The organism is Nocardia sp. NBC_01730, assembly GCF_035920445.1.
GTDB lineage: Bacteria > Actinomycetota > Actinomycetes > Mycobacteriales > Mycobacteriaceae > Nocardia.
In genome coordinates this window covers 4,419,914-4,446,073 of the sequence record NZ_CP109162.1, presented here as the reverse complement: position 1 = coordinate 4,446,073, position 26,160 = coordinate 4,419,914, and the positions used below count along the sequence as shown (strand labels likewise).

The following is a 26,160-nucleotide window of genomic DNA, read 5'->3' as shown; positions in this document are numbered from 1 at the left end:
CGAAGCGAAACCGTGGCCAATATTTTTCGGCCCTTCAGCCACCGGCACCGGTTTCGCGACACAACGAAACGAACCGCTGCAAACGAGCTGAAGGAGAACGACGTGTTCACCGCACAGAGTTGGCCGCAGGCCGCTACTGACGTGACATGCCGAACCGTGGCGTCGACTACTCGGCCCCGAGAGGTCACCAAGGTCCTGCCTTGCCACGCTGGCGATCCGGACCTCTGGTTCGCCGAGAGCCCGGTCCAGTTGGAGCAGGCCAAGGCGCTGTGCGCGACCTGCCCGATCCGCAAGGGCTGCCTGAGCGCGGCCATGGATCGGCGTGAGCCGTGGGGTGTTTGGGGCGGTGAGATCTTCGACCAGGGTGTCGTGATCGCCCGCAAGCGCCCGCGTGGCCGTCCGCGCAAGGTCGCGGTCCCGGCGTGAGCGTCCGGCCCGGACTCGGCAGCTGGCGTAACCACGCAGGGCCCAGCTCATGCCGTATGGACACAGCGTGAGCTGGGAAGTGACTTCCCTCCCTCCGGTCGATGTGCTCGAGTCGGTCGGTCCCGACGCGGGCCGAGCCAACGAACGAGAAAGCAGACCAGCCGCTCACCGCTACCAGGTGAGCGGCTCGGCTGCGTTACCCCTCAGCCCCGTCAGGCGCAAACCCCATGAGCACCGCCTGAATTCCGCCCCAACCACAAACCGCCTCCCCCGTCGAGTGAGAGTCTTACAAGAGCCGTCCGCGGCCCGGCTCGCGTTCGAACGTCAGACGTGCACGGGACGCAGTCGCTAGTCTCCGCCGCTCGGACGCGAGAATTCCCGGGCCGTAAACATGCTTGACCTGACCCCGTGGGTTCGGCCCGGGACCGATCTCCGGGCCCCCGTCAATACAGCGCCGCAAAAACAACACAGCTATCGGTCAAGTTGTGGTTGATCCACAACGACGATTCACGCACCGCGACCCACAGGGTGCAAGCCTTATGGGTGTCGCGAACATTCACTGCCGAACCTCTACCCGCTCGCCACCCGACGCGACCACATCGGCCCAACCCCCACTTCCGAGCGAAGCGAGACCGAGCATTCCCCTGTTCGCGGCCCGGCTCGCGTCCGAGCGGCCGACGCGTCCGCGACGAAGTCGCCAGCGTCGGCCGCTCGGACGCGAGCCAAAAGGGGGCCGCGAACCCGCCGCGCCGGCGCGGCCAAAAACACAGCTCAGGAGGCGGTGCGTTCCTCACGGAATCCCGGCATCCAGGTGCGTACGAGTTGCATGAACGGCAGCTCGGCGTCGAGTTGGGCCAGGATGCCGACGGAGCCGCCGAGGACCCGGAAGATCATTACGAACTCGGCCGGAAGCTGGAGTGCCCGTGCAGTTTTCATCTCAGCGCTGGAGATGTCGGATGCCCTGCCCGCCACCCGCTGCATCCACTTTCGGGTGAAATGGAACGAGTCGGTTTGGATCGGGTCGGTGAACGGTCGCAGATAGTCGGCGATCTCCTGATGGGTGACGACCCGCCCGGGAATTACCCAGCCGTGGTCGTACATCAGCTCGGTGAGTTCGGCGAAGCGCTCCTCGACCGCCAGGGCCAGCATCCGGCCGAGCACCGGCGGGAAGCCGCCGGGCATCGGCGCGCATGCTCCGAAGTCGATTACGGCGAGCTTGCCGTCGGGCAGCATCATGAAGTTGCCCGGGTGCGGATCGGTGTGCAAGAGTTCGACGATCTCCGGGGCGGAGAAGTGGAACCGGCCCATCAGACCCGCGACGCGATTGCGCAGCGCGCGGGTGCCTACCGGATCCTCGGCGCCCCGCGCGATGATCATGGAAACAGCGGTGCCATCCAACCATTCGGTGACGATTACCTTCGGAGCGCTCGCCACCACCTTCGGCACCACGATTTCGCCGTGCCCATCGAAACCCTTGGCGAAGGCGCGCTGGTTGGCCGCCTCGTTGCGATAGTCCAGCTCTTCCTCGGTGCGCTCGGTGATCTCGGCGATGATCGGCTTCACATCCGAGCCGGGGATCACCGACGCGATCAGACCGGTCATTCGCGACAGCGTCTTGAGATCCGCGCGCAGCGCCTCGTCCGCGCCCGGGTACTGGACTTTCACCGCGACTGTTCGCCCGTCCGCCCACACCGCCCTGTGCACCTGTCCGATGCTGGCCGACGCGGCCGGAGTATCGTCGAATTCGCGGAAGCGCCGCCGCCACTGGGTGCCGAGCTGCTGGTCGAGCACGCGGTGGACGGTCGCGGCTGGCATCGGCGGCGCGGCGGACTGCAGCTTGGTGAGCGCCTCGCGGTAGTGTTCGCCGAACTCCTCCGGGACCGCGGCCTCCATCACGCTGAGCGCCTGCCCGAACTTCATCGCGCCGCCCTTGAGTTCACCCAATATGGTGAACAACTGCTGGGCGGCCTTCTGGTTGAGTTGGGCGTTGATCGCGGACTTGTCGCCTCCGGCGAGCTTCTTGCCGAACCCCACGGCGGCCCGCCCGGCGATGCCCAGCGGAATCTTGGCCAGCTTGGCATTTCGGGACGCGGGACGGCGCACTATCTCAGACACGTACCCATCATGGCGGACGGACCCGTGGATTTGCCATGGCAATCTTGATCACTCGCTACTTCCGGCGGTGAGACCAGCGGAAACCTGAGCACAGGCACACGTTCACGAAGTCGGCGGCGCACCGACACCCCGTCCGACGGTTCAAGGTCCGACTTCGTGCACTTCGGCATCTGCTCGCACTTCGAGGACCGCCAGCAGGACCATCCGGCACACGGACATGTTCGACATGTGTCCGTGCAGTGTTATCACAGCGTGTGCTGCGGCTCGCCGGCATTCCCGGACGAGATCGACGAACACCGGGGGAAGTGTTCCGTTCTGTGGTGTCGGCTCGCGGAATACGGTGACCAGCTCGTAGCCGAGTGACCTGGCAGCGGCACGCAGCCTGTCTTCACTCGAATCGGAGTCGCGGTCACGAAGCAAGTCATCGCGCAAGTACCCGTATGCAAGAGGCAATAGTGTAGTCATCGGATGAACCGGTTCTCGATCGGTCGGCCACGAGAGATAACACCTCTGTCAGCCGGATGGATCTGCCATCACAGGGCGGCATATCGCACCTGTCTGCCGTCGACCCGGCATGAAGTCGAGCTCGGCCGTCGCATTATCGCTTATTGAATTTTCCGGCTGTGAATTCAATCCGGCAGCCCTCGTCGACGCCGGGACTCAACTACCGCAGGGCGCGTGGAGAACGGTCAGCTCGGGATGGCTGCGACCCCACCGAGCGTCGTTGCTCGAACTCGGCGTCACTCCGTTGTGCGCCGCAGGGGTCGTGATCGTCCTTGGCGGGTAGGGCCCTGTGGTTGAACAATCACCTCCGGACGGGTCGACACATACTGTCCGCCGACACTTCCGATTCTCATCGTCTAGGTATAGGGCTCACATCGGTGAAACACCGTATTTGCTGCGACACCACCTACGTAGCTCGGATGTGCTGTGGTGTGATGGAGATCGCAGACCCGCCCACCGCAGCGTTCCCATGCAGCGCCAACGCGCATCTTCGCATCGCCTGCTCTCACCGCGAGCGTCGACATCCGGTGTTCGGGGTTGCGTCCGACAGAGTGTGGTGTGCAGGTCGGTGGTGGTGGTCGGAGCGCCGGAGCGCCACCTCGGGCGGCCGGTTTGATGTGCAGCCGCAGAATCATGGCGTCGAGGTCGGGGTCGTCGCCGCTGGTGGCGGCCTGGCAGACCTCGGCCCGCTGGCCCAGAAAATCGGCGCCACCACCGTCATTGCGATCGGGTTCCTCAGCATCACTGCGGGCACGGTCATCGCCGGCCGGGCTCGCCGCGCGCAGTTGGCCTGGTCGGGAGGATCCTTGGGGCTCGGCATCAGGCGTTCGCACCAGCGGAAGTCGCGCGGCATCCGCAGGCGGGATGCGGTGCCCATCGCCGTCGCTCGACCAGATGCGAATCAAGATCCAATTCGAGCGTGGTGTCCAGGGTTGCGGGTGCCCGGCGCGCCGAGCACGCCAGGATCGCCTCGAGTTCGCCGAGCGCCAGCGCCGCCGTGGCCGCGATCCCGGCCGGCGAGGCGTGTCCGACCCGCCCGAGCAGTTGGGCGGCCAGGTGCGGCCACTCGGGATCGTAGTCGCAGCGGGTCAGGTCCAGGCAGCGCAGGCAGCTGGTTTCGCCGGGCAGCACGAACGGGCCGACCACGCCGATGCCATCGCGGATGCGCAGTTGTAGATGCGGAATCCGTTGCAGCACAAGGTCATTGACCAACCGTGGGTCGGGCATCAGAGCATCGGCGAGTATCACGAGGTCGGACCGCCACGTGCGCACCGCCGCCGCGTCGGGCGAATGATCGCGCGAGTGGGTCGGGCGTATGCCGAGTGTGCGCAGTCCGGCCGACACCGCGTCCGACAGCGGGCCGAGCCCGTGCACACGTACCGCCCGGACCTGCCCGGCCCGGTCCTCGGGGTGGTCGAGCAGCCCGGCTTCGTCGATCAGAGTGAGCAGCGCCACAGCGCGCTCTGGATCGATACCGCATTCCCCGGCGCGCCAGATGATCTGCGGCCGGGTCCGCAAGCCGTCCAGTAGGCGCAGGAACGCGAGCACGGTTTCGGCGTCCATGTCCTCGGGGCCGAGCACCAAGGCGGTCTCCGGGGCCCACCCGAGCTGGACGACGCCGGCAGGGCGCACCAGGACGGTCACCCTCGGCCGTAACCTCGGACCGCGACACATCATTGTCATGGTCAGAAGTATGCAAACCACGCACTGCGCGACTCGCCCCAAAACCCGTGGTTATCCACAGGTTTTCGGTTATCAACAGGGCGGCTCAGGCGGACGCGCCGCCGTCCTTGCCCAGATCGGGTCCGCTGTTCCGCTGCTCGCGCTCGGCCTGCTCGCGCGCCTCGGTCTCGGCGAGTTGCGTGAGCGGGTCATCGAACGCCGTGGTCCCGCCGCCGATCACCGAGTCGATGAAGCTGGCGGGTGAGTCCAGGTCGTTCGTATCCGGCAGCAGATCGGGGTGCGCCCATACGCCGTCGCGCGCGGTCATGCCCGCGTCGGTGGTGAGCCTGCGCCACAGCGCCGCCGCCTCGCGCAGCTTGCGCGGACGCAACTCCAGGCCGACCAGGGTCACGAAAGTCTGCTCGGCCGGGCCGCCGGTGGCGCGGCGCCGGCGCAGCGTCTCGGCCAGCGCGCCCGCGCCGGGCAGCCGATCACCAACGGCGTCGGTGACCACGACCTGCACCCAGCCCTCGATCAACGCGAGCAGCGTCTCCAGGCGCTCGAGCGCCTGCTTCTGCTCCGGCGTGTTCTGCGGCTCGAACGTGCCCTGCGCCAGGATCTCCTCGAGCTTCGACGGATCGGCCAGCGCCATCGGGTCGATGCCCTGCGCGGCCTGCTCCAGCGCGGAGAAGTCCATGCGGATGCCGCGCGCGTAGTCCTCAACCGCGCCGAGCACCTGCTGGCGGAGCCACGGCACGTGCGCGAACAGTCGCTGATGGGCCGCTTCACGCGCGGCGAGGAACACCAGGATCTCGCTCTCCGGCTGTTCCAGGCCCGCACTGAACTCCGAGATCGCCGCGGGCAGCAGCGCCGCGGTGCCGGTGGGCCCCAGCGGGAGACCGATGTCGGTGGAGGTCAGTACCTCCTTGGCGAGCTGGCCGAGCGCCTGACCGAGCTGCGAGCCGAAGGCAAGACCGCCCATCTGACCGAGCATGCCGACCATCGGCGCGGCGAACTCCCTGGCCTCCTCTGGCAGGGACGCCGTCCACATCCCGGAGATCTGCTCGGCCACCGGGTCGCACAGCCGCTGCCAGGTGGACAGGGTCTGCTCGATCCAGTCGTTGGCGGTCCACGCGACCGTCCTGACGGCGCCCGCGGGCAGGGTGGTCGCGCCGTCCAGCCATAGTTCGGCCAGGTGCGCGGCGTCGGTCACCGCCCGCGTCGTGCTCGACGACACCGGCGCGACGGTCGAGCCGAGCTGCTGGCGGGCCAGTCGCTTCGCGACGTCGTAGTTCACCGGCCCGGCCTGCCCCGAACTCGGCTGCCCCATGCCGCTGAACATCTGCCCCAGCGAGGTCAGCATCTGTCCGAGCTGTGCAGGGTCGAACCCGCCCGCACCGGACGCACCGATCCCGAAGCCGAGCGGATCGTTCGGACCCGGACCGCTCGGCTCGTCGCCGCGCTTGCGATCGTCGTCGTCGCGGTTCGAGAATCCGAAGGGGAGGTCACTCATAGCCCTTACGTTACGCGTGAAGCACGGTGCCCCGATGTTCGCGCGGCGCGAAATCGGAGGACGCGCGCGATGGCGAAATGGCCGCCTCCGCCGCCAGCGCCGGTGACGATCACTACTGTGGTCCAGGTGAATCGTCGGATCCTCACTCTCGTGGCCGCTCTGATCCCGGTGCTCGTGCTGGGTGTCGTCGGCAGCGTGCTCACTGTGCCGTTCGTCGCACTCGGCCCCGGTCCTACTTTCAACACGCTCGGCGAGGTGGACGGCAAGGAGGTCGTGGACGTCGAGGGCGCGCAGGAGGATCCGACCACCGGGCATCTCAACATGACCACGGTGTCGGTGCGCGACGGGCTGAGCATCTTCGAGGCGTTCGGCTTCTGGGCCAGCGGCAAGCACGGTCTGGTGCCGCGCGCGGAGGTCTACCCGCCCGGCGTGTCGCGTGACGAGATCGACAAGTCCAACCAGCAGGACTTCAAGGACTCCGAGGGCAATGCCGAGGTCGCGGCGCTGCACTACCTGAACCTGCCGACCGTGGTGCTGCTGCGCAAGGTCTCCGACGACGGCCCGGCCAAGGGGGTGCTGCGCGCCGGCGACGAGCTGGTCAGCATCAACAGCGCGCCCATGCCCGAGCCAGAGGACGTCGTCACCGCGGTGTCGTCGCAGGCGCCCGGTAGCACGCTGACCGTGGTGTACCGGCGGAACAGCGCCGAGCAGACCGCGACGCTCACCCTCGGCGCCCGCCCGGACGACGCGACCAAGGGCTACCTCGGCGTGACGCCGGGCGAAGGCGCGCGCCCGCCCATGCAGGTCGCCTTCAACCTCGCCGACATCGGCGGGCCTTCGGCAGGCCTGATGTTCAGCCTCGCGCTGATCGACAAGCTCTCGCCCGGCGAGCTGGACGGTGGCAAGTTCGTGGCAGGCACCGGGACCATCGATCAGGACGGCAAGGTCGGTCCGATCGGCGGCATCCAGTACAAGATGATGGCCGCGCGTGCGGCGGGCGCGGAGACCTTCCTGGTCCCCGCCGCCAACTGCAACGAAGCCGAGCAGCGGAGCCCGGACGGCCTGCGGCTGGTGAAGGTCGAGAACCTCACCGGCGCAGTGCAGTCGCTCAACGACATCAACGCGGGCAGGGACACCGTCAGCTGCGGGTGAGCCTCACTCCAGCGTGTGGTGCAGCGCCTCGATGAGGTTCGGCGCCAGGTTCGGATAGGTGCGCAGGTCGAGGTCGCCGAAGTCGTCGGCGTCGTCTTCGTCGTCCTCGGGGCGCAGCTGCAGCAGGCACAGCGAGGCGCCGTCGCGCAGCACCGCGGCGAACAGCCGCGCTTCCCTGCGTTCCGGATGTGCCTCGGCGGCCGCCCGGGCGGCCGCGTCGGCTGCCTCGTGGTCGGCGAGCAGCGGAGCAAACGCGTCATCGAGCGTGGACTCGGCGTCAGGCGGCAGCACCACGATCTCCTGGACCAGCACACAGCCCCGAACGGCGGGGGGCCAGCTCGTGGTGGCCAGGAACTCGTCCAGCGCCATCGACCCGCCGGTCACATCGTCCGGGAACGCCTCCTGAGCGACCGGGGTGAGCTCGTCCCCGGCGTCGACCTGATCTATCAGCTCGGGCTGGGCCGCGACCAGATCGGCGGTGGGCACCAGCGCGAACATCTGCGGCGGCCGACTCCAACCCTCGGCGTCGACGAAGTCCGCCACCTCCCGGACGGAACGGGCGAGGACGAGTTCGGCGTGCAGGTCTGAGGTCACGGAAACATCCAATCAAACCGGCGTCGCGGACAATCGCGAACCCGGGTGATCGACCGTCACGAGCGGCAAGCGCAACCCTGGCAGCCGCACCGTGTCCGATTTCCGTAGAGTGGGCCGGGACGGTCCGGAAGGACCACCCGCAACATCGGACTGCGGCGCATCGGCCGGGCGTATCGGTGCGAGTGCCGTCTGACCTTGGAGAGTGGCATCGTGGGCATGCGGCCCCCCACCGGCTTACCTTCGCTGTCCCGACGCAGCCGTGTGCTGCTTTTGGCGGCCATCGTCCTCGCGGCGTTGCTGCTACTGGGTCCGCGGCTGACGGACACCTATACGAACTGGTTGTGGTTCGGCGAGGTCGGCTTCCGCAACGTGTATCTCACCGTGCTGCGGACCCGAATCCTGCTGTTCCTCGTCGTGGCGATCTTCGTCGGCCTCGTCGTCTGGTTGGCGTTGCTGCTCGCCTACCGGTCCAGGCCGGTGTTCGCGCCGGTGGCGGGCCCGAATGATCCGATCGCGCGTTACCGCACCACCGTGATGAGCAGGCTGCGGCTGTTCGGCGTAGGCATTCCCGTGCTGCTCGGCCTGTTGTCCGGCCTGGTGGCACAGTCGAATTGGGTGACGGTGCAGTTGTTCCTGAACGGTGGCTCGTTCGGCGAGAAGGACCCCCAGTTCCATCTGGATGTCGGCTTCTACGCCTTCGACCTTCCGTTCTATCGGATGGTGCTGAACTGGTTGTTCGTCGCGGTGGTCATCGCGTTCTTCGCCAGCCTGGTCACCCACTACGTCTTCGGCGGCCTGCGGCTGAGCGGGCGCGAGGGCACGCTCACCCGGCCCGCCCGCATCCAATTGGCCGTGCTCGCCGGGCTTTTCGTGCTGCTCAAGGCGATCGCGTACTGGTTCGACCGGTACGAGCTGCTCTCCAGCAGCCGCAAGGAGCCCACCTTCACCGGCGGTTCCTTCACCGACATCAATGCGGTGCTGCCCGCCAAGCTCATCCTGTTGTCCATCGCCGTCATCTGCGCGATCGCGTTCTTCGCCGGCATCGTGTTGCGTGATCTGCGGGTGCCCGCGATGGCCGCGGCGCTGCTTGTGCTGTCCTCGATCCTGGTCGGCGCGGTGTGGCCGCTGGTGGTCGAACAGTTCTCGGTGCGCCCCAACGCCGCCGACAAGGAGAGCGAGTACATCGAACGCAACATCGCTGCGACCAGGCAGGCGTTCGGTATCACCGACGACAAGATCGATTACAAGGACTTCAAGGGCGAGAGCAACAAGAACCCGCTCACCGTTCCGGTGGACGCCGCGACCATCGGCAACGCTCGGCTGCTCGACCCGAACATCCTCGCGCCCACCTTTACCCAGCTGCGTCAGCTGAAGAACTTCTACGGCTTCCCGGAGTCGCTGGACATCGACCGTTACAACCTCGACGGCGACGTGCAGGACTACATCGTCGCCGCGCGTGAGCTGTCGCCCGCGGCGCTGAGCGGAAACCAGACCGACTGGATCAACAAGCACACCGTCTACACCCACGGCAACGGCTTCGTCGCCGCCCCCGCAAACCGGGTGAACAAACCGCAGTCCGAAGATCCCAACGTGGCCGGGGGCAGCAGCGACAGCGGCTACCCGATCTTCATGGTCAGTGACCTGTTCACGCCGTCGGACAAGCAGCGGATCAAGGTCGACCAGCCGCGCGTCTACTTCGGTGAGCTGATCTCGCAGTCCGATCCGGATTACGCGATCGTCGGCGCGATGGACGGCCAGCGTCCGCGCGAGTACGACTCCGACACCGCGCAGTACACCTATACCGGCACGGGCGGCGTGCCGATCGGCAACTGGTTCAACCGCCTCGCCTTCGCGGCCAAGTACGCCGAGCGCAACATCCTGTTCTCCTCGGCCATTGCCGACGACTCCAAGATCATCTACAACCGCAGCCCTCGCGAGCGGGTGCAGAAGGTCGCACCGTGGCTGACCACCGACGGCAACGCCTACCCTGCGGTCGTCGGCGGTCGAATCGTCTGGATCGTGGACGCCTACACCACTCTGGACAACTACCCGTACGCGCAGTCCACCTCGCTGGAGGGTGCCGTCGAGGACAGCATCGACAAGAAGACCGGCAGGCTGCTGCCGCGCAAGTCGGTCAGCTACATCAGCAACTCGGTCAAAGCCACGGTCGACGCTTACGACGGCAGTGTCACGCTGTACGAGACCGACTCGTCGGATCCGGTGTTGAAGGCGTGGCGCGGGGTGTTCCCCGGCGCGGTGAAGCCGGAGAGCGAGATCTCGCCGGAACTGCGGGCGCACTTCCGCTACCCGGAGGACCTGTTCAAGGTCCAGCGCGAGATGCTGACCAAGTATCACGTGGACGATCCGCGCGAATTCTTCACCAACAACGCATTCTGGTCGGTGCCCGCCGACCCGACCACCGAAGGCGGGACGACCGCGAATCAGCCGCCGTACTACGTGCTGCTCGGCGACCCGCAAACGAACAAGCCGACGTTCAACTTGACCAGCGCCATGGTCGGTTACAACCGGCAGTTCCTTTCGGCCTACATCTCGGTGCGGTCGGACCCGGACGGGTACGGCAAGTTCACTATTCTGCGATTGCCCACCGACACACAGACATTGGGTCCGCAGCAGACGCAGAACCGAATGACGACGGCGCCGGAGGTCTCGCGCGAGAAGACCCTGCTATCCAACTCGAACAAGATCAAGTACGGCAATCTGCTGACATTGCCGATCGCAGACGGAGGAATCCTTTACGTCGAGCCGTTCTACAACGAGCGCAATACGGGTCCGAACACCGCGACCTTCCCGCAACTGTTGCGGGTCCTGGTGAGCTATCGGGACGCGGCGGGCAGCGTCAAGGTGGGCTATGCCTCGACCCTGGCCGAGGCCTTGAACCAAGTGATCCCAGGCGCTGGTGCACTGGCGACGCCGTTCGGCGGTGATTCGGGCACCAGGCCGAAACCCGGCACAGTTCCGCCGCCGGTCGATCAAAGCAGCGGGACCGCCAACGGCGTAGCCCCACCGCCCGCGGTCACCCCACCGCCGTCGACGGGATCGTCCTCCGGCAAGGATGCCGCGGCGGCCGAGTTGAACCGAAGGATCGAGAACGTGCGCAACGCCATGCGCAGCGGAAACTTCCAGGACTTCGGCAGGGCGCTGGACGACCTCGAAGCCGCCGTCAAGGCGTATCAGGACGCTGGACGCTGAGGGTGGGACGCTGCGCGTGAAGTAGCGCGGCGGCGAGCTGGGCGGACGGAAATGGGGCTGCAATCCGGAAGGATTGCAGCCCCATTCTTGCTCGTGGATCGCTGGTGTCAGCGGCCGAGCGAGTCGACGATCGCGCTGTTCTGCTGCAGGAGCAGCTGGTAAGGGCCTTCCAGGCCATACTGCTTTGCCAGCTCGCCCGCGGCCGACTTGGCCTGCTCGACCACGGACTCGGCGTCCTCTTGGGAAGGCGCGGCGAGGGTCTGCTCCGGCACCGCAGCGGGCTCGGGCTCGGAGGTGTCAGGACGCAGGTACTGACCGCACACCGGCCACGCGCCGGGGCCCTGCGTGTCGAGCACGTTCTCCGCGACGCGGATCTGCTCGTCCTTGCTTGCGGTGTGCGCGGAGCCGTGACCACCGTTAGCGGCCCAGGTGCTCTGGGAGAACTGCAGACCGCCGTAGTAGCCGTTTCCGGTGTTGATTCCCCAGTTGCCACCGCTCTCGCACTGCGCGACGCCGTCCCAGTTGTGGGTCGGCGCGGCGGAGGCTGTAGCGGTGGAGAGTGTGAACGGGACGGCAACAAGAGCGCCGGTGACGGCGGCGAAGCCGAGGGCGCGGGTGCTGAACTTCCGGTTCTCAGTCATGGTGGTTTCCCTCCCTGCGCCCGCCGGCACGGCGATGGAGCATGCCGCGTCCCTGTCCCCAGGTCGTCGGGGATCCTCGAACCGCGGGACAGGGTCACCGGTGTTCGGCGGTTCGAGTTCGAGCCCATCACGGTTGATCCGGGCCGTGGACTGAAGGTAACGAAGAAATCTCAGCAGATCACATCTCGATAACGCCTGAATTGCATGAAGCGAATAACTCGAATATCGGCGTTTCGGCAGGTGAAAACGGCACCAACACGCCGATGTGACGGTAAGTTATCGCATCGTTATGTGATTGAGATCACCTTGAAATAGTGACGCCCATCACGTTTGAAGTGCTCACCTGGTGTCAAAAGCGCGCGGGCGCCGCCGGGTACTGGGGTTTGCGGTCATCGCTCACCGCTGTGATCTGGGCCTCCTTGGCTGTCGATCGCGACCGCCTGCGTGCGTTCTCCGGCTGGAAAACCAGGTAAATTTCCATCTGACCTGGCGATTTGCAGAGCAAGTGAACCCGTGTGTAATGTTGTGTTCACCGACGCGGGGTGGAGCAGCTCGGTAGCTCGCTGGGCTCATAACCCAGAGGTCGCAGGTTCAAATCCTGTCCCCGCTACAAGCGAGAGGCCCTCGGAGGATATCTCCGGGGGCCTTCTTCGTACCCATCTCTCGGTTGTCTAGCCGAGGTTACCCCGTGCCCTGGACAGTTCTCGATCGGTGAGCCATCGAATTGCACCCGTGGAATTCGGGATCTGGCGTGGATGCCGCATCGGCTCCTCGACTCCCCAGGGGATCGCCGAGATGCTCCGCATGCCTCTGACCCGATTCGAATCAGTCGATCGAATTCGTGTCCAGAACGGTCGGCGAATTATGCGTATTACTGAGCGAATTCGGCGGAATGGGATTCCGTACTTTTCCGAAAGAGATTGTGGCATAACGGGACATCCACCACCAGCGATGTCGCTGCGATCTCGTTGTCGCCGGGTCATGCGTAGGCGAAGAGGTAGGTCGGCTGGGCGCCCGGTGAATTCGGCGGCCGCCACGGTGGGCGGCGGTGCCTACGCCCGAGGCGCAGCGTGTCACTCTTTAGTTGCTGAAGGTGCTGGAGCTGTCGTCTCCTCGATCGTCGGCCTGCGCGACCTTCGTGCCGGCGCTGATCTGCCTGTGGGTCGTCGAACTGGTGATTTGTCTGCTGGATCGGTCGAGAACGGTCGGTCGATTCGGGCCATCCGGAGGGGATGCTGGTGGTTGACTATGCGTGTGCTGGCTGTCCCGGCCGCACTTCAGCAATCCATGTCAGGAGGCACCGGAATGCCCACTCATGACGGAAGATGGCCGCAGGGAACACCATGTTGGGTCGACTGCCAGGTCGACGACACCACACGTGCTCGCGAGTTCTATGGCGAACTCTTCGGCTGGGAGATCGAAGACAGCTCGCCCGAGGCGGGCGGATATCTGATGGCCATGCGCGGCGGCCGTCCGGCCGCGGGCATCGGACCCAAACCCGAGGGCATGCCGATGCCCTCGGTCTGGACCACTTACATCGCCGTCGACAGCGCCGACGCGGTCGCCGAAAAGGTCACCGCCGCGAGCGGTTCCCTGATGATGCCGCCGTTCGATGTGCTCGACGCCGGCCGGATGTTCGTCGCCGCGGACCCCACCGGTGCGGTCTTCGGAGTGTGGGAAGCCAAAGCCCACGGCGGGGCGGGCGTCTACAACGAGCACGGCGCCTACTGCTGGAACGAACTGCATACCGGCGACTACAAGCAGGCCCAGGAGTTCTATGCCGAGGTCTTCGGCTGGCACTACACCGAGATCGGCGACGGGCAGAACTTCGTCTACTCCACCTTGAGCCTGGCCGCGGACGGCGATCCCGTCGGCGGTATGAACGATTCGACCAAGACGCCAGGCGACGACCCGGCGTACTGGCTGGCGTGGTTCCAGGTCGGCAACACCGATGGCGCGCTGGCCAAGGCGGGCGAGTTGGGCGCCACCGTCATGATGGGGCCCGACGACAGCCCGTTCGGTCGCATGGGCGTCGTGCAGGGCCCGCAAGGCGAGGTCTTCGGCGTCATCGATCCGACGACCACTGTCGGCGAAACGCCGACCGGTTCCTAACGGACTGCGGCGGGGTGGTGCGAGCCGCCACTCCGCCGTTGGACGAACGGCTATCCCGCGGCCCGAGCCGCGGGATAGGTCGACCGGGCCGAGTCGACCGGCGCGGTCAGTCCGAAGGCGGCGGTCCGTGGGTGACCAAACCGTGCTGGTGAGCGTAGACGACCGCATGGATGCGGTCACGGACGCCGAGCTTCGCCAGGATCCTCGAGACGTGGGTTTTCACCGTCTCCTCGCCGACGCCGAGCATCGCGGCGATCTCGGCGTTGCTGCGCGCATCGGCGAGCAGCAGCAGCACCTCCAGCTCGCGGGCGGTGAGCTGCCGCACCTCCGGCGGTGTGCGCGGCGGCGTGAGACTGCTCGCGAAGCGGGATGCCAGGCGGCGGGTCATCGAGGGGTCGATCAGCGCGTCGCCGCGCGCCGCGATGCGGATGGCGGCGACCAGTTCCTCCGGCGGAAGGCTCTTCAGCAAGAAGCCGCTCGCTCCGGCCTGCAACGCGCGATAGAGGTTGGCATCGCTGTCGTAGGTGGTGAGCACCAGGACGTGGGTGCCACCTGCGGCGACGATCGCGGCCGTGGCCGCAAGCCCGTCCAGCTTCGGCATGCGGACGTCGAGGATCGCGACATCCGGTCGTAGCCGGGCGGTTTCGGCGATGGCGGTGCGCCCGTCGCTCGCTTCGGCGATACAGTCCAGGTCGGCCTGGCTGTCGACGACGGCGCGCAGACCGGAGCGGAACATGCTGTGGTCGTCAGCGATCAGGACACGGATGGGGGTGTTCACGATCCTCCGATCGGCAGCGAAACCGTGGTGTGCCAGTGGGTTCCGTTCTGCCCGTAGTCCAGTTCGCCGTCGAAGAGCTCGGCGCGGCGGCGGATCCCGGCGAGGCCGCGCGGTACCGAGGGCTCGGCGGTGGCAGGTTCGGGGGCGAGGGGATTGGTGGCGCGGAGGACCACCCGCTTCGGCAGGTACTCCACCTCCAGCCGCGCGTGCGTGCCGTCGCCGTGGCGCAGCGCGTTGGTCAGCATCTCCTGCACGATGCGATACAGCGTGATGTTCAGTGATTCCGGCAGCTCGACTGCCGTGCCGCGCTCGATCACCTCGACGTCGAGTCCGGCCGCGCGCACATGCTCGATCAAACCGTCGATCTCGGCGAGCCCAGGCTGGCGCTGCCCCTCGTCCTCGCGGCCGTGCAACAGATCGAGCTGGCGGCGCAGATCGACCATCGCCGCCCTGCTGCTGGATTCCACGGCGGCCAGCGACCTGGTGGCCGCGGTACCCGCGTCGTCGCCCATGGCGAGCCGCGCCGCCCCCGCGTGGATGCCGATCGCGCTGACGTGATGGGAGATCACGTCGTGTAGGTCCCGCGCGATCGCGGCCCGCTCGTCGGTCACGGCCCGCTCCAACGCGGCCCTGTGCTCTTGCTGGCGCAGCTGGGCTTGCTGCTCGAGATCGGCGATGTAGGCGCCGCGTGCCGTGGTGTAGCGGCCGACGAGCCACGGTACGCACCCCGCGGACACGGTCGAGGCGAGCAGCAGCCGCCAGTCGTGCGCCGCGCTGCTGTCGGTGAGCAGGTGCGCCGATGCGACGCCGCCGCACAGTGCGAGCATGGTCAGCACGGATTTCGGGCCGCTGAGCCATGCCCCTGCGCGATATCCCGCGACGAGAAATCCCACGTCCGCGAAGCGCGCCGGGAAACCGTGCCGATGCAGTAGCAGTGCGGCCAGCAACCGCACCGCTACCTGCACCACGGCCACCACCCCGGCCGTCCGCGGCGGCGCGGCCAGCGCCAAGTCGGCGGCGACGATCCCGGCAAGGGCCGCGACCGTCTGCCACGGGGCCACGGCGAACACGCCGCACAGACCGAGCACCACCGCGTCGATCAGCGCGGCCACCACCGCGACCACCACCGACTGGCGCGCCAGCGACCTGCTCACATCCAACAGTTCGCCACCGCCTTCTGCTCGTCCCAGCGTCGAAGCCCGCGGGCGATCCTAGTGAATCCGCTCCCGTGCCCGCGGACGCCGCGCGACAACTCTGCCCGCGCACCGGGGCGACCGCGTCCCTCGCGCGAGGGATGTCGAATCCCTCGTCGGCGCGATGTTCGCGCGGGCCCGTCCCCGTAGCGTCGAATTCCGACAGCAGACGGTGAAGGAGATCTCATGGGCCGTGTGGAGTTGTTGAGCTATGCCATTCCGGCGTTCGCGGTATTGATGCTCGTGGAGTGGATCGCCTACCGCCGCGATCCCGACCGATCCCGCAACAGCGGGTCGGTCCGCGACACCGCCGCGAACGTGGCGACGTTCACGCTGGGCAGGCTGGTGAAGCCGCTGATGCAGTACCTGATTCCGTTCTCAGCGGTGGTGGGCGCCGCGGCGATCACGCCGCTACACCTCTCGCCGAGGTCGTGGTGGGTCTGGGTACTCGGCCTCGTCGTGACCGACTTCTGCTATTACTGGGCGCACCGCGCCGACCACCGGGTCCGCCTGCTCTGGACCGCGCACAGCGTGCACCACTCCAGCGAGCACTTCAATCTGTCTACCGCGATCCGCCTGCCCTGGCTGCATCCGGTCGCCAACGTCCTGCGCGGGCTGGCCTGGGTGCCCGCGGCGCTGCTCGGCTTCCCGGCCTGGATGATCTTCCTGCTGCAGAGCATCGGACTGCTCTACCAGTTCCCGATCCACACCCAGCGCGTTACGACGCTGCCGGGCCCGATCGAGTTCCTGTTCAACACCCCGGCGCACCACCGCATCCACCACGGCTCGAACCAGCCCTACATCGACAAGAACTACGGCGGCGTCTTCATTGTCTGGGATCGTATGTTCGGCAGCTTCGCCGCCGAATCCGAACCGATCCGCTATGGCCTCACCAAGAACATCGGCACCGACAATCCGCTGAAGCTCAACTACCACGAGCTCGCCGGCCTGGTCCGCGATGTGCGAGCGGCCGGCACCTGGCGCGGCCGTCTCGGATACGTTTTCGGTCCGCCCGGATGGACCGAGCAGCCCGCGCCCGATTCGGTCGAGAAGCAAGCCCCCGAATCCGTGCAGCTGACATCCTGAATCGCTCGAGGATCCTGCGTGAGTGCCCTCAGCGCATCCCAGGTCAGGAGCACTAGGAGTAGGGGTTTCGGTGCATCCGACTACCGGACAGGCACTTTCACACCGCGTCGAGGTAGAAGCGGAGGATGGTGATGTGGGTAGCCCCGGTGGCGAACTCGGCGACCGCGACCCCGTGCGTGTCGCCGAGCCGGACGCTCGCCGTGACGGTGCGACCGGCGGCGATCACCTTGCTCCAGCGCATGTTCCGCACCCGGTTGGTGAATTCCTCCACCGAAACCGGTGTGCCCGCGGGTAATTCGATCTCGGCCCGGTTGCCGAGCAGGCCACGCACCCGGAGCAGGTTCGTGCTCGCGGCGGCGGCGAAGACCCTTGTCGTCATGCGCTTCCCGGTACGACCGACGCCGCGGAGCGCCGACAGCATCCCGATCATCCCGCCGAAACCTTGGTTGGCGATCAGCTGTGGTCCGAGTTTCAGCGCGGCGCCGAGTCCGGGCGCTCCGGTGCGCAGCAGCTGCCAGATCATCGCGGCCAGCTCCCAGAATGCGGCGAGGTCGGCGATCTTCCAGGCCCCGTCCTCCTCGACGAGGCGGTAGCGCAGATGCATCGGGACGTACACGGTGGCGCCGGTCGACATGGTGGTCACTATGGTGAGGTCGCGCAGCACCGTTGGTGGGTCCACCAGGTCGCGTTCGACCCGGAAAGCGATGGTGTTCGGACCGATGAAGGTGTCGTAGAAGCGTTCGATGGCGCCGCGGCCGATGTGCGGGCGAGCGCCGACCGGGTCGTTGACTTCGGCGTCTGCGGCGAACAGGTCGACCCACGCCGACTTGTCGTGCGCGGCGACCGCGCGCGGTGAAGCCTCGACGACAGTCAGCAGCGCTGCGGCCGAGGGGGCCAGCGGCATGGCAGTACCTCCGTTGTCGCGGGTCGTGACTCGACACATGGTAGAACATGTTCTAGTTTGACGCCGCATTCCAGCGGATTTCTGCGCCATCGCGCCGCAAAGCGATGCATGAACGTTTCAATGGCTGCATCCCGGACTACAGTCGAGTCATGGGCATCGAGTATTCGAGCGTCATCGATCTTCCTCGGTCCGAGGTGTTCGCCTGGCACGCCCGCCCCGGGGCGCTCACCCGGCTCGCCCCGCCCTGGCAGCCGGTATCGCCACGGGTCGAAGCGGACTCGCTGTCCGACGGGCAGGCCGTGCTCGGGCTGCCGGGCGGGCTGCGCTGGGTGGCGCGGCACGATCCCCACGAGTACGACCCGCCGCACCGGTTCGTCGACGCGGTCACCGTCGACGGCCTCGGCTCGCTGCCCGCCGGTCTGGTGCCCTGGCGTCATACCCACGATTTCGAGGTTGTCGACGAGACGCACACGCGGGTCGTGGATCGGGTCGACGCGCCGGCGCCCGCCGCGGTGCTACGGCCCATGCTCGCCTACCGTCATCGTCAGCTCGCCGACGACTTGGCCGCGCACGCGCGGGCGGCGCGGTCCGGCTTCGAGGCCGCGACCATCGCGGTGACCGGGGCCTCCGGCCTGGTCGGCTCGGCGCTGACGGCGTTCCTGACCACCGGAGGGCACACCGTGCTCAGGCTGGTCCGTCACCCGCCGCGCGCCGCGGACGAAAGGCAGTGGGACACCGATAATCCCGCGCCGGACCTGCTGTACGGCGTGGACGCGGTCGTGCATCTGGCGGGCGCGTCGATCGCGGGCCGGTTCACCGAGAAGCACAAACGTGCGGTGGCCGACAGCCGGATCGGGCCGACTCGCAGGCTCGCCGAGGTCGCGGCGCGGGCAGCGGTGCCGGTCTTCGTCAGCGCCTCCGCGATCGGCTACTACGGATACGGCCGCGGCGACGAAACGCTGACGGAGAACGCCGCGCGCGGAGACGGTTTCCTTGCCGACCTGGTCGACGACTGGGAAGCCGCATCGCGCCCGGCCGCCGAGTCCGGCGTCCGGGTGGTGCGGGTGCGCACCGGGATCGTGCAGTCCCCGCGCGGTGGCACCCTGCACCTGCTGCGCCCGCTGTTCGCCGCCGGGCTGGGCGGACGCATCGGCGATGGTCGTCAATGGCTGTCCTGGATCGGGCTCGATGACCTGATCGACGTCTACCACCGTGCACTGTGGGACGGGCGTCTGTCCGGCCCGGTCAATGCGGTTGCCCCGCATCCCGTCCGCAACGCGGAGTACACGAAGGTCCTGGCGGGGGTCCTGCACCGGCCCGCGCTGCTCCCGGTGCCGGGATTCGGCCCGGCCCTGCTCCTCGGTCGCGAAGGTAACCGGGAACTGGCCTCTGCCGGCCAGCGCGCGGTTCCCGCACGGCTGGAGCAGGTCGGTCACGAATTCCGTTCGCCAGGATTGGAACCGGCGCTGCGGCACCTGCTCGGCAAGTCCGCGGGCTGAGCCGAGTTGCCTCGCGCCGCGGCTGCTGCCGTCCCGCGTCGAGGTTGCGACGCATCAGCTGAGCATCGTTACGCGTCGGATCGGTATCTGACCGGCAACTGGAGGGCGTAGCTCGGCACAGGAGAATCGCACCACAGCCGGATGCTCCCGGCGAGCAATCGCCGACCGATCGCGGCAGCGGTCATGCGAGCCGGTCGGCGGCGTCGACCAGGCTCTGGATTCGCTCGACGCCCTCGGGTAGGAAGACCCCCTCCCACCCCGGCCCGCCGACGAGGACCCGGGCGCCCGCGTCGACGCAGGTGCGCACCGCGGAGGTCAACGCGGTGGATTCCTGCTGCGACCACAGCAGTACCGCGGCGGGACGGTCGAACCGGGCAAGGGTGTCGGCGAGCGCGCCTGTGGGCACGTCTGCGCCGAGCATCCGCGCTCCGATCCCGCGTTCGGCGAGGGCCGCGCGCAGAACCTCCAGCGGAAGCGAATGTGTCTCGCCGCTGGTGCAGGCCAGCACCACCGGCGTTGGGCTCGGCAATTCCGGCGGCGGATCGGTGCGGTGCAGCACCGCGATGATGCACCAGGAGAGCAGGTGCTCGACATCGATGCATCGCTCGCCGCCGAGTTGGCGGCCGACGATGTCGGTGAAGGCGGGGCGGCATAGCAGGTTCCACGTGTCCACTACGCCGAAGGCGCGGACGTGTGCCGCCAACTGAATCGACACCGACCTGGTGTCCAGTGCGAAGGCCGCGGCCAGCAGCGACGCGCACTCCCCGAGCATGGGAGCCGGTCCGCGCACCGCCGCCGCGGCTCCCGCCGGACTCGCTCCCGTGCGGATCAGAGTCAGCATGCGCTCGAGCATGGCGATGTCGGCTTCGGTGTACAGGCGGTGCTTGCCGGGGCGGTGCTGTGGCGGTCCGATGTTGTAACGACGATTCCAGCTGCGCAAGGTCGCCGTCGGGATGCCGAGGCGTTCGGCCACCACGCGCACCGTGTATCCGGCCGCGTCGGACACGGGGACGGAACCGGAGGGCATCGCACTATTCTGCCCGCTCCGGTCGGTCGGATTCGCTCCGCCTGGGTGGCTGTGGCTCGGGGGAGGGGCAGCGCGGTAGGGCTACGTCGTCACGTCCGCGGGGTCGAAGCGCAGATCGGGCCACGGTTGCATCAATAATGCATCGTTTTCTGGTACGGTGGAAAACGTCGCCGGTTTTCTAGGAGTTCGCGTGACCCGTTGCCGAACACCACGCTTGTCCGCTCGCCTCCTTGCTGGGCTCGCCGCCGTATTCGCCGCGGCGACCCTGGTCACAGTCGGGGCTGCCGCGGTGCCGATACCGACCCCGGTCGCAGGCCCCGCGCCGGTGCCGAGTCTGGATCTGGACCGGTACCTCGGCACCTGGCGTCAGCTCGCCGCCGTGCCGCAGTACTTCAATGTGATCTGCGCGCGCGACACGCAAGCGCACTACTCGCTCGACCCGCAAGGCAACGTCGCGGTGCGCAACACCTGCACCACATGGGCGAACACGCGCACCGAAATCGCAGGCACCGCAACGGTGAACGACCGGGAGACCGGTGCACAGCTGCATGTCAGCTTCCCCGGGGTGCCAACCCAGGAACGTCTGGAGGGCCCGACCAACTACATCGTCACCGCCCTCGGCCCGGAGTACTCGTGGGCAGTCGTCACCGACCCGAGCGGGCTGTCCGGGTTCGTCCTCGCCCGCGCGGCCGCGCTGGACGAGGCGTCCTGGCAGCAGGTACGCGCGGCGATCACGGCGGCGGGCCAGAATCCGTGCTGGTATCTGACGTCGCCGACGACGGGTGGCGGATCCGACATCGTGCCGTTGTGCGGGTAGGTGAGTCGAGTGCTCGACGCCCATGAGGGCCGCATCGTCGTCGGTATGGCTGCTGCCCGATGCGGGCGTCGGCGCGACCCGCACGAGCGCCGAGCACGCTCGACACCTGCGGCGGCCCTGCGCGACCCGACGAGAGTGCGAACAGTGATCGGCTGTCTCCCTAGCCAGGTATGCGGCCGATGACCGTCACGATCGCCCTCTTCACCCGCGACCTTCGAGTCCGCGACAATCCGGTGCTGACCGCCGCGCACCGGGAAGGCGCCGCAGTCGTCCCGCTGTTCGTCCTCGACGACGCCATCCTGTCCGGTCGATTCGCCGCCCCGAACCGGGCGCGATTCCTGGCCGCCGCCCTCGCGGAGTTGGACGCCGAACTACGGGCCATCGGCGGCAGGCTGGTGCTGCGCCGCGGCGACGTGGTCGCCGAAGTCGACCGGGTGGTCGCCCAGGTGCATGCCGAGAGCGTGCACGTCGCCGCGGACGTGAGCGGTTACAGCAGGCGGCGCGAACGCGCGCTCCGCGAGCGGCTGGCGACGCGCGACTGTCTGGTGTACACCCACGCCGCAACGATCACGGCCTCCGATCCGGGGGCGCTCATGCCTTCCACCGGGCGCGACCACTTCACCGTCTTCACCCCGTACTTTCGCCGCTGGTGCGCGGCACACTGGCGCACGAGGCTCGGCAAGCCATGTGACCTCACGCTGCCGAGGGTGGTGAGTTTGCCGCTGCCGGGCGCGGGCGAGCTGTGCTCGGGCCGCGCCTCGCCGCAGCTCGCAGTCGGCGGCGAGACGACAGGGCGAAAGATGATGTGGGACTGGCTGTCCGGGCCGATCGCGGACTACGCGCGGCGCAGCGACGACCTCGGCGCCAACGCCACCTCGCGGCTGTCGCCGTATCTGCATTTCGGGTGTGTGTCCCCGGTGGAGCTGATGCATCGGATCGACATGTCCACCGAGGGCGGGCACGCGTTCGCTAGGCAGCTGGCCTGGCGGGACTTCCATCACCAGCTGCTGGCCGCTCGCCCGGCGGCCGCGTGGTCGGACTACCGTGACCGCTCGAACCGGTGGCGCGACGATCCGCAGGCCGTCGACGCATGGTGCGACGGCCACACCGGGCACCCGATCGTGGACGCCGGGATGCGCCAGCTGCGCGCAGAGGGCTGGATGCCGGGCCGGGCCAGGCTGATCGCCGCCAGCTTCCTGGCCAAGTCGCTGCGGGTGGACTGGCGCGTCGGCGCGGAGCACTTCCGGTATTGGCTGGTCGATGCGGATCTGGCGAACAACCAGCTGAACTGGCAGTGGATCGCGGGAACCGGGACCGACACCAGGCCGAACCGGGTGCTCAACCCGCTGCGCCAAGCTGAGCGCTACGACCCGGATGGTGCGTACGTGCGGCGGTGGATACCCGAGCTGGCGCATCTACCCGGCGCCCGCATACACCGGCCGTGGCGGGGGAACGTCGATCCGGCCGACTATCCCGCGCCGATCATCGACTGCGTCGGCATGTAGCGTCGGCGTGCGGTCCGAGCACAGGTATGGTGCAGAGATTCTCTTCTGCCGTCGCGCGAACGAGTAGTCGCGCCCTTCGTCGACCGGCAGGTCGTCGACCGTTGCCGCGGGAGTCCGGCGATCAGTCGCCGTGCACCGCGAGATGGAAATCCCAGGCGTCGCCGATGATGTCGACCAGATCAGGGCGCTGTGGCTTCCAGCCGAGTCGGGTGCCCGCCTTGTCGCTCGCCGCGACGCAGACGGCCGGGTCACCAGGCCTTCGGTCGGCGTACGAGACCGGGAAGTCGCGTCCGGTGACCTCGCGCACGGTGTCGAGCACCTGCCGGTTGGAGTAGCCGCTGCCGTTGCCGAGGTTGTACACCTCGTACTCGCCGGGCCGGATGGCCTGGAGCGCGAGCAGGTGGGCGGTGGCCAGATCAGCAACGTGGATGTAGTCGCGGATGCAGCTGCCATCCGGCGTGGGATAGTCGGTGCCGAACAGTGTGAACGAATCCCGTTGTCCGGCAGCGGCTTGCAGCAGAATCGGAATCAGGTGGGATTCCGGCTCGTGGCGCTCGCCCAGTCGCGCCCCGTGCGACACGACGGCGCCCGAAGCGTTGAAGTAGCGCAGCGACGCGGCGCCGAGTTCGCTCGCGCCGCACTCGCCCGCGATCATCATGTCCACCGTTGCCTTGGTGGCCGCGTACGGGTTCTTCGGCCGCACCTCGGCGTGCTCGTCGAAGGGGGTGCTGCCGTCACCGGTGTACATCGATCCGGTGCTGGAGAAGATCAGTCGCGGTGTCCGGGCGGCGCGCGCGGCCCGCAACAGGGCGAGTGAGCCCTCGATGTTGTGGTGCCAGTACTTCTCCGGATCCGCGACCGACTCGGCGACCTCGATCTTGGCGGCGAAGTGCAGCACACCGTCGAATCCGGCCGCCGGGGTGAGAACGTCGGCGACCCGGTGGATCGAGAGGTGGTGGAAGACCGCCCGCTCCGGCAGATTCGACGCGAAGCCGGTGGACAGGTCGTCGAGAATCGCCACGTCGTGGCCTGCGTCGACGAGTTGGTGTGCGACGACGCTGCCGATGTAGCCGGCGCCGCCGGTGACGAGAAGTTTCACGTGTGACTTTCCTCCTGGGCTGTGGCTGTATCGCGGAAGACCCCAGGGTAGGCCGACGCGGTGGGCATCAGCTCGCCGCCCGGCCGGCAACGGCGGATCCCAACGGCGCGCGGCCGATCGCGCGGCGCCGTCGCGGACCAACAGTGGATTCGCCGGCCCGCGAAAAGCCGCTCTGGCCGCGCATCGTTCGATCGTCGAGGGCTCCAGCCGCTTCGCGACCATCGCCGGTGTGCTGCTACGCCTGCCCACACCGATCCTTGGACGCGTGATGCGCTGGGAATGGTTCGTCGAGGAAGGCGCCGCCCCGACTACCGGCGGCCTACTCGACGACGTCTTGCAGCCCGCGCACCGCCCGCATAGGGCGACGTCCTGATCAGAGGCACACGGCTATGGCGTTCACGAGTAGGGGGGGCGCCACCATGTGCCGTTGATCTCGACGTGAGCTGGAGTTGTCTTTTTCGACTAGGTCACCCGACCTGCCGTGCCGTGACTGCCTCGTGAACGTTGCCGACCGGCGGGCTGAGCGCGATTGCCGCTCGCCGCCTCGGGTTCGCGGGGCAGGACGACCGTGAAGGTCGCGCCGCGGCCCGGTTCGGTGTGCACCGACACCCGCCCGCCGTGGGCGGCGACGAGCGCCTGCACGATGGACAAACCGAGGCCGCTGCCGCCGCTGGCACGGGTACGTGACGTGTCGGTGCGGTAGAAGCGTTCGAAGACTCGTGCGGCTGCTTCGGGGGACAGGCCGGGACCGGAGTCGATCACGTCGATGAGGACGCGGTCGGGAAGTGGGCTGAGCCGCACTGTGATCGGTGCCTCCGGCGGGGTGTGGGTGAGTGCGTTGCCGAGCAGGTTGGCCAGCACCTGGCGGAGGCGGGCCTCGTCGCCGATCACGTCCATGGTTCCTTCGCCGTCGCCGATCATCAGCGTGATCGGCCGGTCCGGCGCGGTGGGCGTCGTCTTCTGGCGGGCGGCCATGGCTTGCGCGCTGTGCACGGCGTCCCCGGTGAGGGCGAGCAGATCGACAGGTTCGCGCGCCAGCGGGCGCTTCTCGTCCAGCCGGGCCAGCAGCAGCAGATCCTCGACGAGCAGGCCCATCCGCTCGGCCTCCGCCTCGATCCGGCCGACCACCATTCGCGCGTCGGTGCTGGCGCCCTGCCGATACAGCTCGGCGAAACCGCGAATCGTGGTGAGTGGCGTGCGTAATTCGTGACTGGCGTCGGCGACGAAGCGGCGCATCCGTGCCTCCGAGCGTCTGGCAGCCTCCTCGGACGCCTCGGTCGCGGCCACACCGTGCTGGATCTGCGCGAGCATCTCGTTCAACGACCTGGCCAGATGATCGACCTCGGTGTCGACTCCGCGCACCGGAACTCGCCGGTGCAGGTCGCCGCCCGCGATCGCCGCCGCGGTCTCCTCCACCTCGCGTAACGGCCGCAGGCTGCGCCGGATGACGAGGTACCCGATGGCACCCAGCGCGAGCAGAGCCGTCGCGCCGGTGCCGATCTCGATATAGATCAGCCTCGAAACCGTCTCCTGGTTGTCGGTCAGCGGCAGGCCGATGGTGGTCGAACCGTACTTGTTGGTGGTGGTGAGCACCCGCCAGCGCACCGACGAGTCGCCCGTGGACCCGACCGTCACCGGGGTGACGGCCCGCTGGTCGCCGAGATCCGGTGTGTCGGCCGAACCGTTGCTGCCGGGCACTTCCAGGTACACCTGTCCGTCGGCGCCCTTGCGTAACTCGAAGAACCGGCGCGGCTGTTCGCCCGGCGATCGGGGCTGCACAGGCGCGGCGGGCAGGTCGGCCGGAACCCATTGCACGCGACCGTCTTGGGTGGTCACCTGCTTCATCGGGCGTGGTTCCGCCCACGACCGGGCCGAGTCGTAGAGCTGCTCGTCGGTGCGTTGGGTCAGCGACCGGCTCAGCGCCGAGGTCACCGCGGTCCCCGACGCGAACAACGCCGCCGCCGTCAGCAGCAACAGGACGATGACCAGCCCCACCCGCAGCGGGACCGCCGACACCCGCCGCGACAGACTCGCTCGCGCGTTCACCTTCGGCTCGATTGTGGTTCGCGCAGTACGTATCCCACACCACGCAGCGTGTGCAGCAGCTTCGGTTCGCTGGTGTCGATCTTGCGCCGCAGATACGAGATCGCGGTCGCCACGTCGAAGCCCTGGAAACGCAGGCTCACCGCGAGCAACTCGACGATCATCGGTTCGTCGTCGATGACGAGGACGCGGGCTTCGGTTTCGGTACTGGTCATGAGCCCATGATCGCGCCGAAGGCAGCGCGCAACCTCTGAGGAACCTGGGTGTTTTCTGTGAGCAC

The 26,160-nt window shown here is 67.8% G+C and carries 20 protein-coding genes, 1 tRNA gene and 2 pseudogenes; 10 read left to right on the top strand and 13 right to left on the bottom strand.

Features of this window, described 5'->3' with window-relative positions:
• Window positions 1–102 precede the first annotated feature (102 nt).
• Window positions 103–426, top strand: a complete 324-nt coding sequence (locus OHB12_RS17795; protein ID WP_442799808.1) for a WhiB family transcriptional regulator — start codon at window positions 103–105, stop codon at window positions 424–426.
• Window positions 427–1,197: 771 nt separating this feature from the next.
• Here OHB12_RS17795 and OHB12_RS17790 read toward each other — a convergent pair.
• The 3 genes from OHB12_RS17790 to OHB12_RS17780 all read right to left on the bottom strand — a co-directional run bounded on the left by OHB12_RS17790 (window position 1,198) and on the right by OHB12_RS17780 (window position 6,220).
• Window positions 1,198–2,541, bottom strand: a complete 1,344-nt coding sequence (locus OHB12_RS17790) for an ABC1 kinase family protein (protein ID WP_327109738.1) — start codon at window positions 2,539–2,541, stop codon at window positions 1,198–1,200.
• Window positions 2,542–3,864: 1,323 nt separating this feature from the next.
• Window positions 3,865–4,728, bottom strand: a complete 864-nt coding sequence (locus tag OHB12_RS17785; protein WP_327109737.1) for a hypothetical protein — start codon at window positions 4,726–4,728, stop codon at window positions 3,865–3,867.
• An 85-nt stretch (window positions 4,729–4,813) separates the two neighbouring features.
• Window positions 4,814–6,220 (bottom strand): zinc-dependent metalloprotease, encoded by a 1,407-nt coding sequence (locus OHB12_RS17780; RefSeq protein ID WP_327109736.1) that lies wholly within the window; start codon window positions 6,218–6,220, stop codon window positions 4,814–4,816.
• A 126-nt stretch (window positions 6,221–6,346) separates the two neighbouring features.
• Between OHB12_RS17780 and OHB12_RS17775 the strand changes: the two genes are divergently transcribed.
• Entirely contained in the window at window positions 6,347–7,372 is a 1,026-nt protein-coding gene (locus OHB12_RS17775; protein WP_327121193.1) for a YlbL family protein, read from the top strand.
• A gap of 3 nt (window positions 7,373–7,375) precedes the next feature.
• On the opposite strand, the gene OHB12_RS17770 is transcribed toward OHB12_RS17775, so the two are convergent.
• Entirely contained in the window at window positions 7,376–7,966 is a 591-nt protein-coding gene (locus OHB12_RS17770) for a PPA1309 family protein (RefSeq protein ID WP_327109735.1), read from the bottom strand.
• Between the two features lie 210 nt (window positions 7,967–8,176).
• On the opposite strand from OHB12_RS17770, the gene OHB12_RS17765 reads away from it, so the two are divergent.
• Window positions 8,177–11,176 (top strand): UPF0182 family protein, encoded by a 3,000-nt coding sequence (locus OHB12_RS17765; RefSeq protein ID WP_327109734.1) that lies wholly within the window; start codon window positions 8,177–8,179, stop codon window positions 11,174–11,176.
• A gap of 107 nt (window positions 11,177–11,283) precedes the next feature.
• Here the strand turns inward: OHB12_RS17765 and OHB12_RS17760 are convergent, their stop codons facing one another.
• A complete protein-coding gene (locus OHB12_RS17760) occupies window positions 11,284–11,817 on the bottom strand; it encodes a transglycosylase family protein (protein WP_327109733.1) in 534 nt (177 codons plus the stop codon).
• Window positions 11,818–12,353: 536 nt separating this feature from the next.
• Between OHB12_RS17760 and OHB12_RS17755 the strand changes: the two genes are divergently transcribed.
• Both OHB12_RS17755 and OHB12_RS17750 read left to right on the top strand, forming a co-directional pair.
• Window positions 12,354–12,427, top strand: a tRNA-Met gene (locus OHB12_RS17755).
• Window positions 12,428–13,122: 695 nt separating this feature from the next.
• Entirely contained in the window at window positions 13,123–13,929 is an 807-nt protein-coding gene (locus OHB12_RS17750; protein WP_327109732.1) for a VOC family protein, read from the top strand.
• 106 nt (window positions 13,930–14,035) lie between these two features.
• On the opposite strand, the gene OHB12_RS17745 is transcribed toward OHB12_RS17750, so the two are convergent.
• A complete protein-coding gene (locus OHB12_RS17745) occupies window positions 14,036–14,707 on the bottom strand; it encodes a response regulator transcription factor (protein ID WP_327109731.1) in 672 nt (223 codons plus the stop codon).
• Window positions 14,704–15,861: a sensor histidine kinase gene (locus OHB12_RS17740; RefSeq protein ID WP_327109730.1), complete on the bottom strand. Its 1,158-nt coding sequence runs from the start codon at window positions 15,859–15,861 to the stop codon at window positions 14,704–14,706. The genes OHB12_RS17745 and OHB12_RS17740 overlap by 4 nt, the downstream gene beginning before the upstream one ends.
• Before the next feature lie 225 nt (window positions 15,862–16,086).
• Here OHB12_RS17740 and OHB12_RS17735 point away from each other — a divergent pair, with 225 nt between their 5' ends.
• Window positions 16,087–16,986, top strand: a complete 900-nt coding sequence (locus tag OHB12_RS17735; protein WP_327109729.1) for a sterol desaturase family protein — start codon at window positions 16,087–16,089, stop codon at window positions 16,984–16,986.
• A gap of 97 nt (window positions 16,987–17,083) precedes the next feature.
• Here OHB12_RS17735 and OHB12_RS17730 read toward each other — a convergent pair whose 3' ends face one another.
• On the bottom strand, window positions 17,084–17,890 hold the full coding sequence (locus tag OHB12_RS17730; RefSeq protein ID WP_327109728.1) for a nuclear transport factor 2 family protein: 807 nt from the start codon (window positions 17,888–17,890) through the stop codon (window positions 17,084–17,086).
• 149 nt (window positions 17,891–18,039) lie between these two features.
• Between OHB12_RS17730 and OHB12_RS17725 the strand changes: the two genes are divergently transcribed.
• Complete coding sequence (locus OHB12_RS17725; protein WP_327109727.1) at window positions 18,040–19,389, top strand: TIGR01777 family oxidoreductase; 1,350 nt, start codon at window positions 18,040–18,042, stop codon at window positions 19,387–19,389.
• Window positions 19,390–19,570: 181 nt separating this feature from the next.
• Here OHB12_RS17725 and OHB12_RS17720 read toward each other — a convergent pair whose 3' ends face one another.
• The gene (locus OHB12_RS17720) at window positions 19,571–20,416 is read right to left on the bottom strand and encodes a MerR family transcriptional regulator (protein ID WP_327109726.1); all 846 of its coding nucleotides are present in this window, start codon (window positions 20,414–20,416) and stop codon (window positions 19,571–19,573) included.
• 190 nt (window positions 20,417–20,606) lie between these two features.
• Between OHB12_RS17720 and OHB12_RS17715 the strand changes: the two genes are divergently transcribed.
• Together OHB12_RS17715 and OHB12_RS17710 are read left to right on the top strand one after the other, a co-directional pair.
• Complete coding sequence (locus OHB12_RS17715; RefSeq protein WP_327109725.1) at window positions 20,607–21,233, top strand: lipocalin family protein; 627 nt, start codon at window positions 20,607–20,609, stop codon at window positions 21,231–21,233.
• A gap of 179 nt (window positions 21,234–21,412) precedes the next feature.
• Complete coding sequence (locus OHB12_RS17710; RefSeq protein ID WP_327109724.1) at window positions 21,413–22,738, top strand: cryptochrome/photolyase family protein; 1,326 nt, start codon at window positions 21,413–21,415, stop codon at window positions 22,736–22,738.
• A 121-nt stretch (window positions 22,739–22,859) separates the two neighbouring features.
• Here OHB12_RS17710 and galE read toward each other — a convergent pair whose 3' ends face one another.
• Complete coding sequence (gene galE / locus OHB12_RS17705; protein WP_327109723.1) at window positions 22,860–23,837, bottom strand: UDP-glucose 4-epimerase GalE; 978 nt, start codon at window positions 23,835–23,837, stop codon at window positions 22,860–22,862.
• A gap of 229 nt (window positions 23,838–24,066) precedes the next feature.
• On the opposite strand from galE, the gene OHB12_RS17700 reads away from it, so the two are divergent.
• Entirely contained in the window at window positions 24,067–24,210 is a 144-nt protein-coding gene (locus OHB12_RS17700; protein ID WP_327109722.1) for a hypothetical protein, read from the top strand.
• An 89-nt stretch (window positions 24,211–24,299) separates the two neighbouring features.
• Here OHB12_RS17700 and OHB12_RS17695 read toward each other — a convergent pair whose 3' ends face one another.
• From OHB12_RS17695 to OHB12_RS36370, 3 genes and pseudogenes are all read right to left on the bottom strand, one after another.
• The gene (locus tag OHB12_RS17695; protein ID WP_327109721.1) at window positions 24,300–25,883 is read right to left on the bottom strand and encodes a sensor histidine kinase; all 1,584 of its coding nucleotides are present in this window, start codon (window positions 25,881–25,883) and stop codon (window positions 24,300–24,302) included.
• Window positions 25,880–25,996: pseudogene (locus OHB12_RS17690) on the bottom strand (winged helix-turn-helix domain-containing protein); the annotation flags it as partial. The pseudogene OHB12_RS17690 and the gene OHB12_RS17695, both read right to left, overlap by 4 nt.
• Window positions 25,985–26,095 (bottom strand): annotated as a pseudogene (locus OHB12_RS36370) (DNA-binding response regulator); the annotation flags it as partial. The pseudogenes OHB12_RS36370 and OHB12_RS17690, both read right to left, overlap by 12 nt.
• Window positions 26,096–26,160 lie beyond the last annotated feature (65 nt).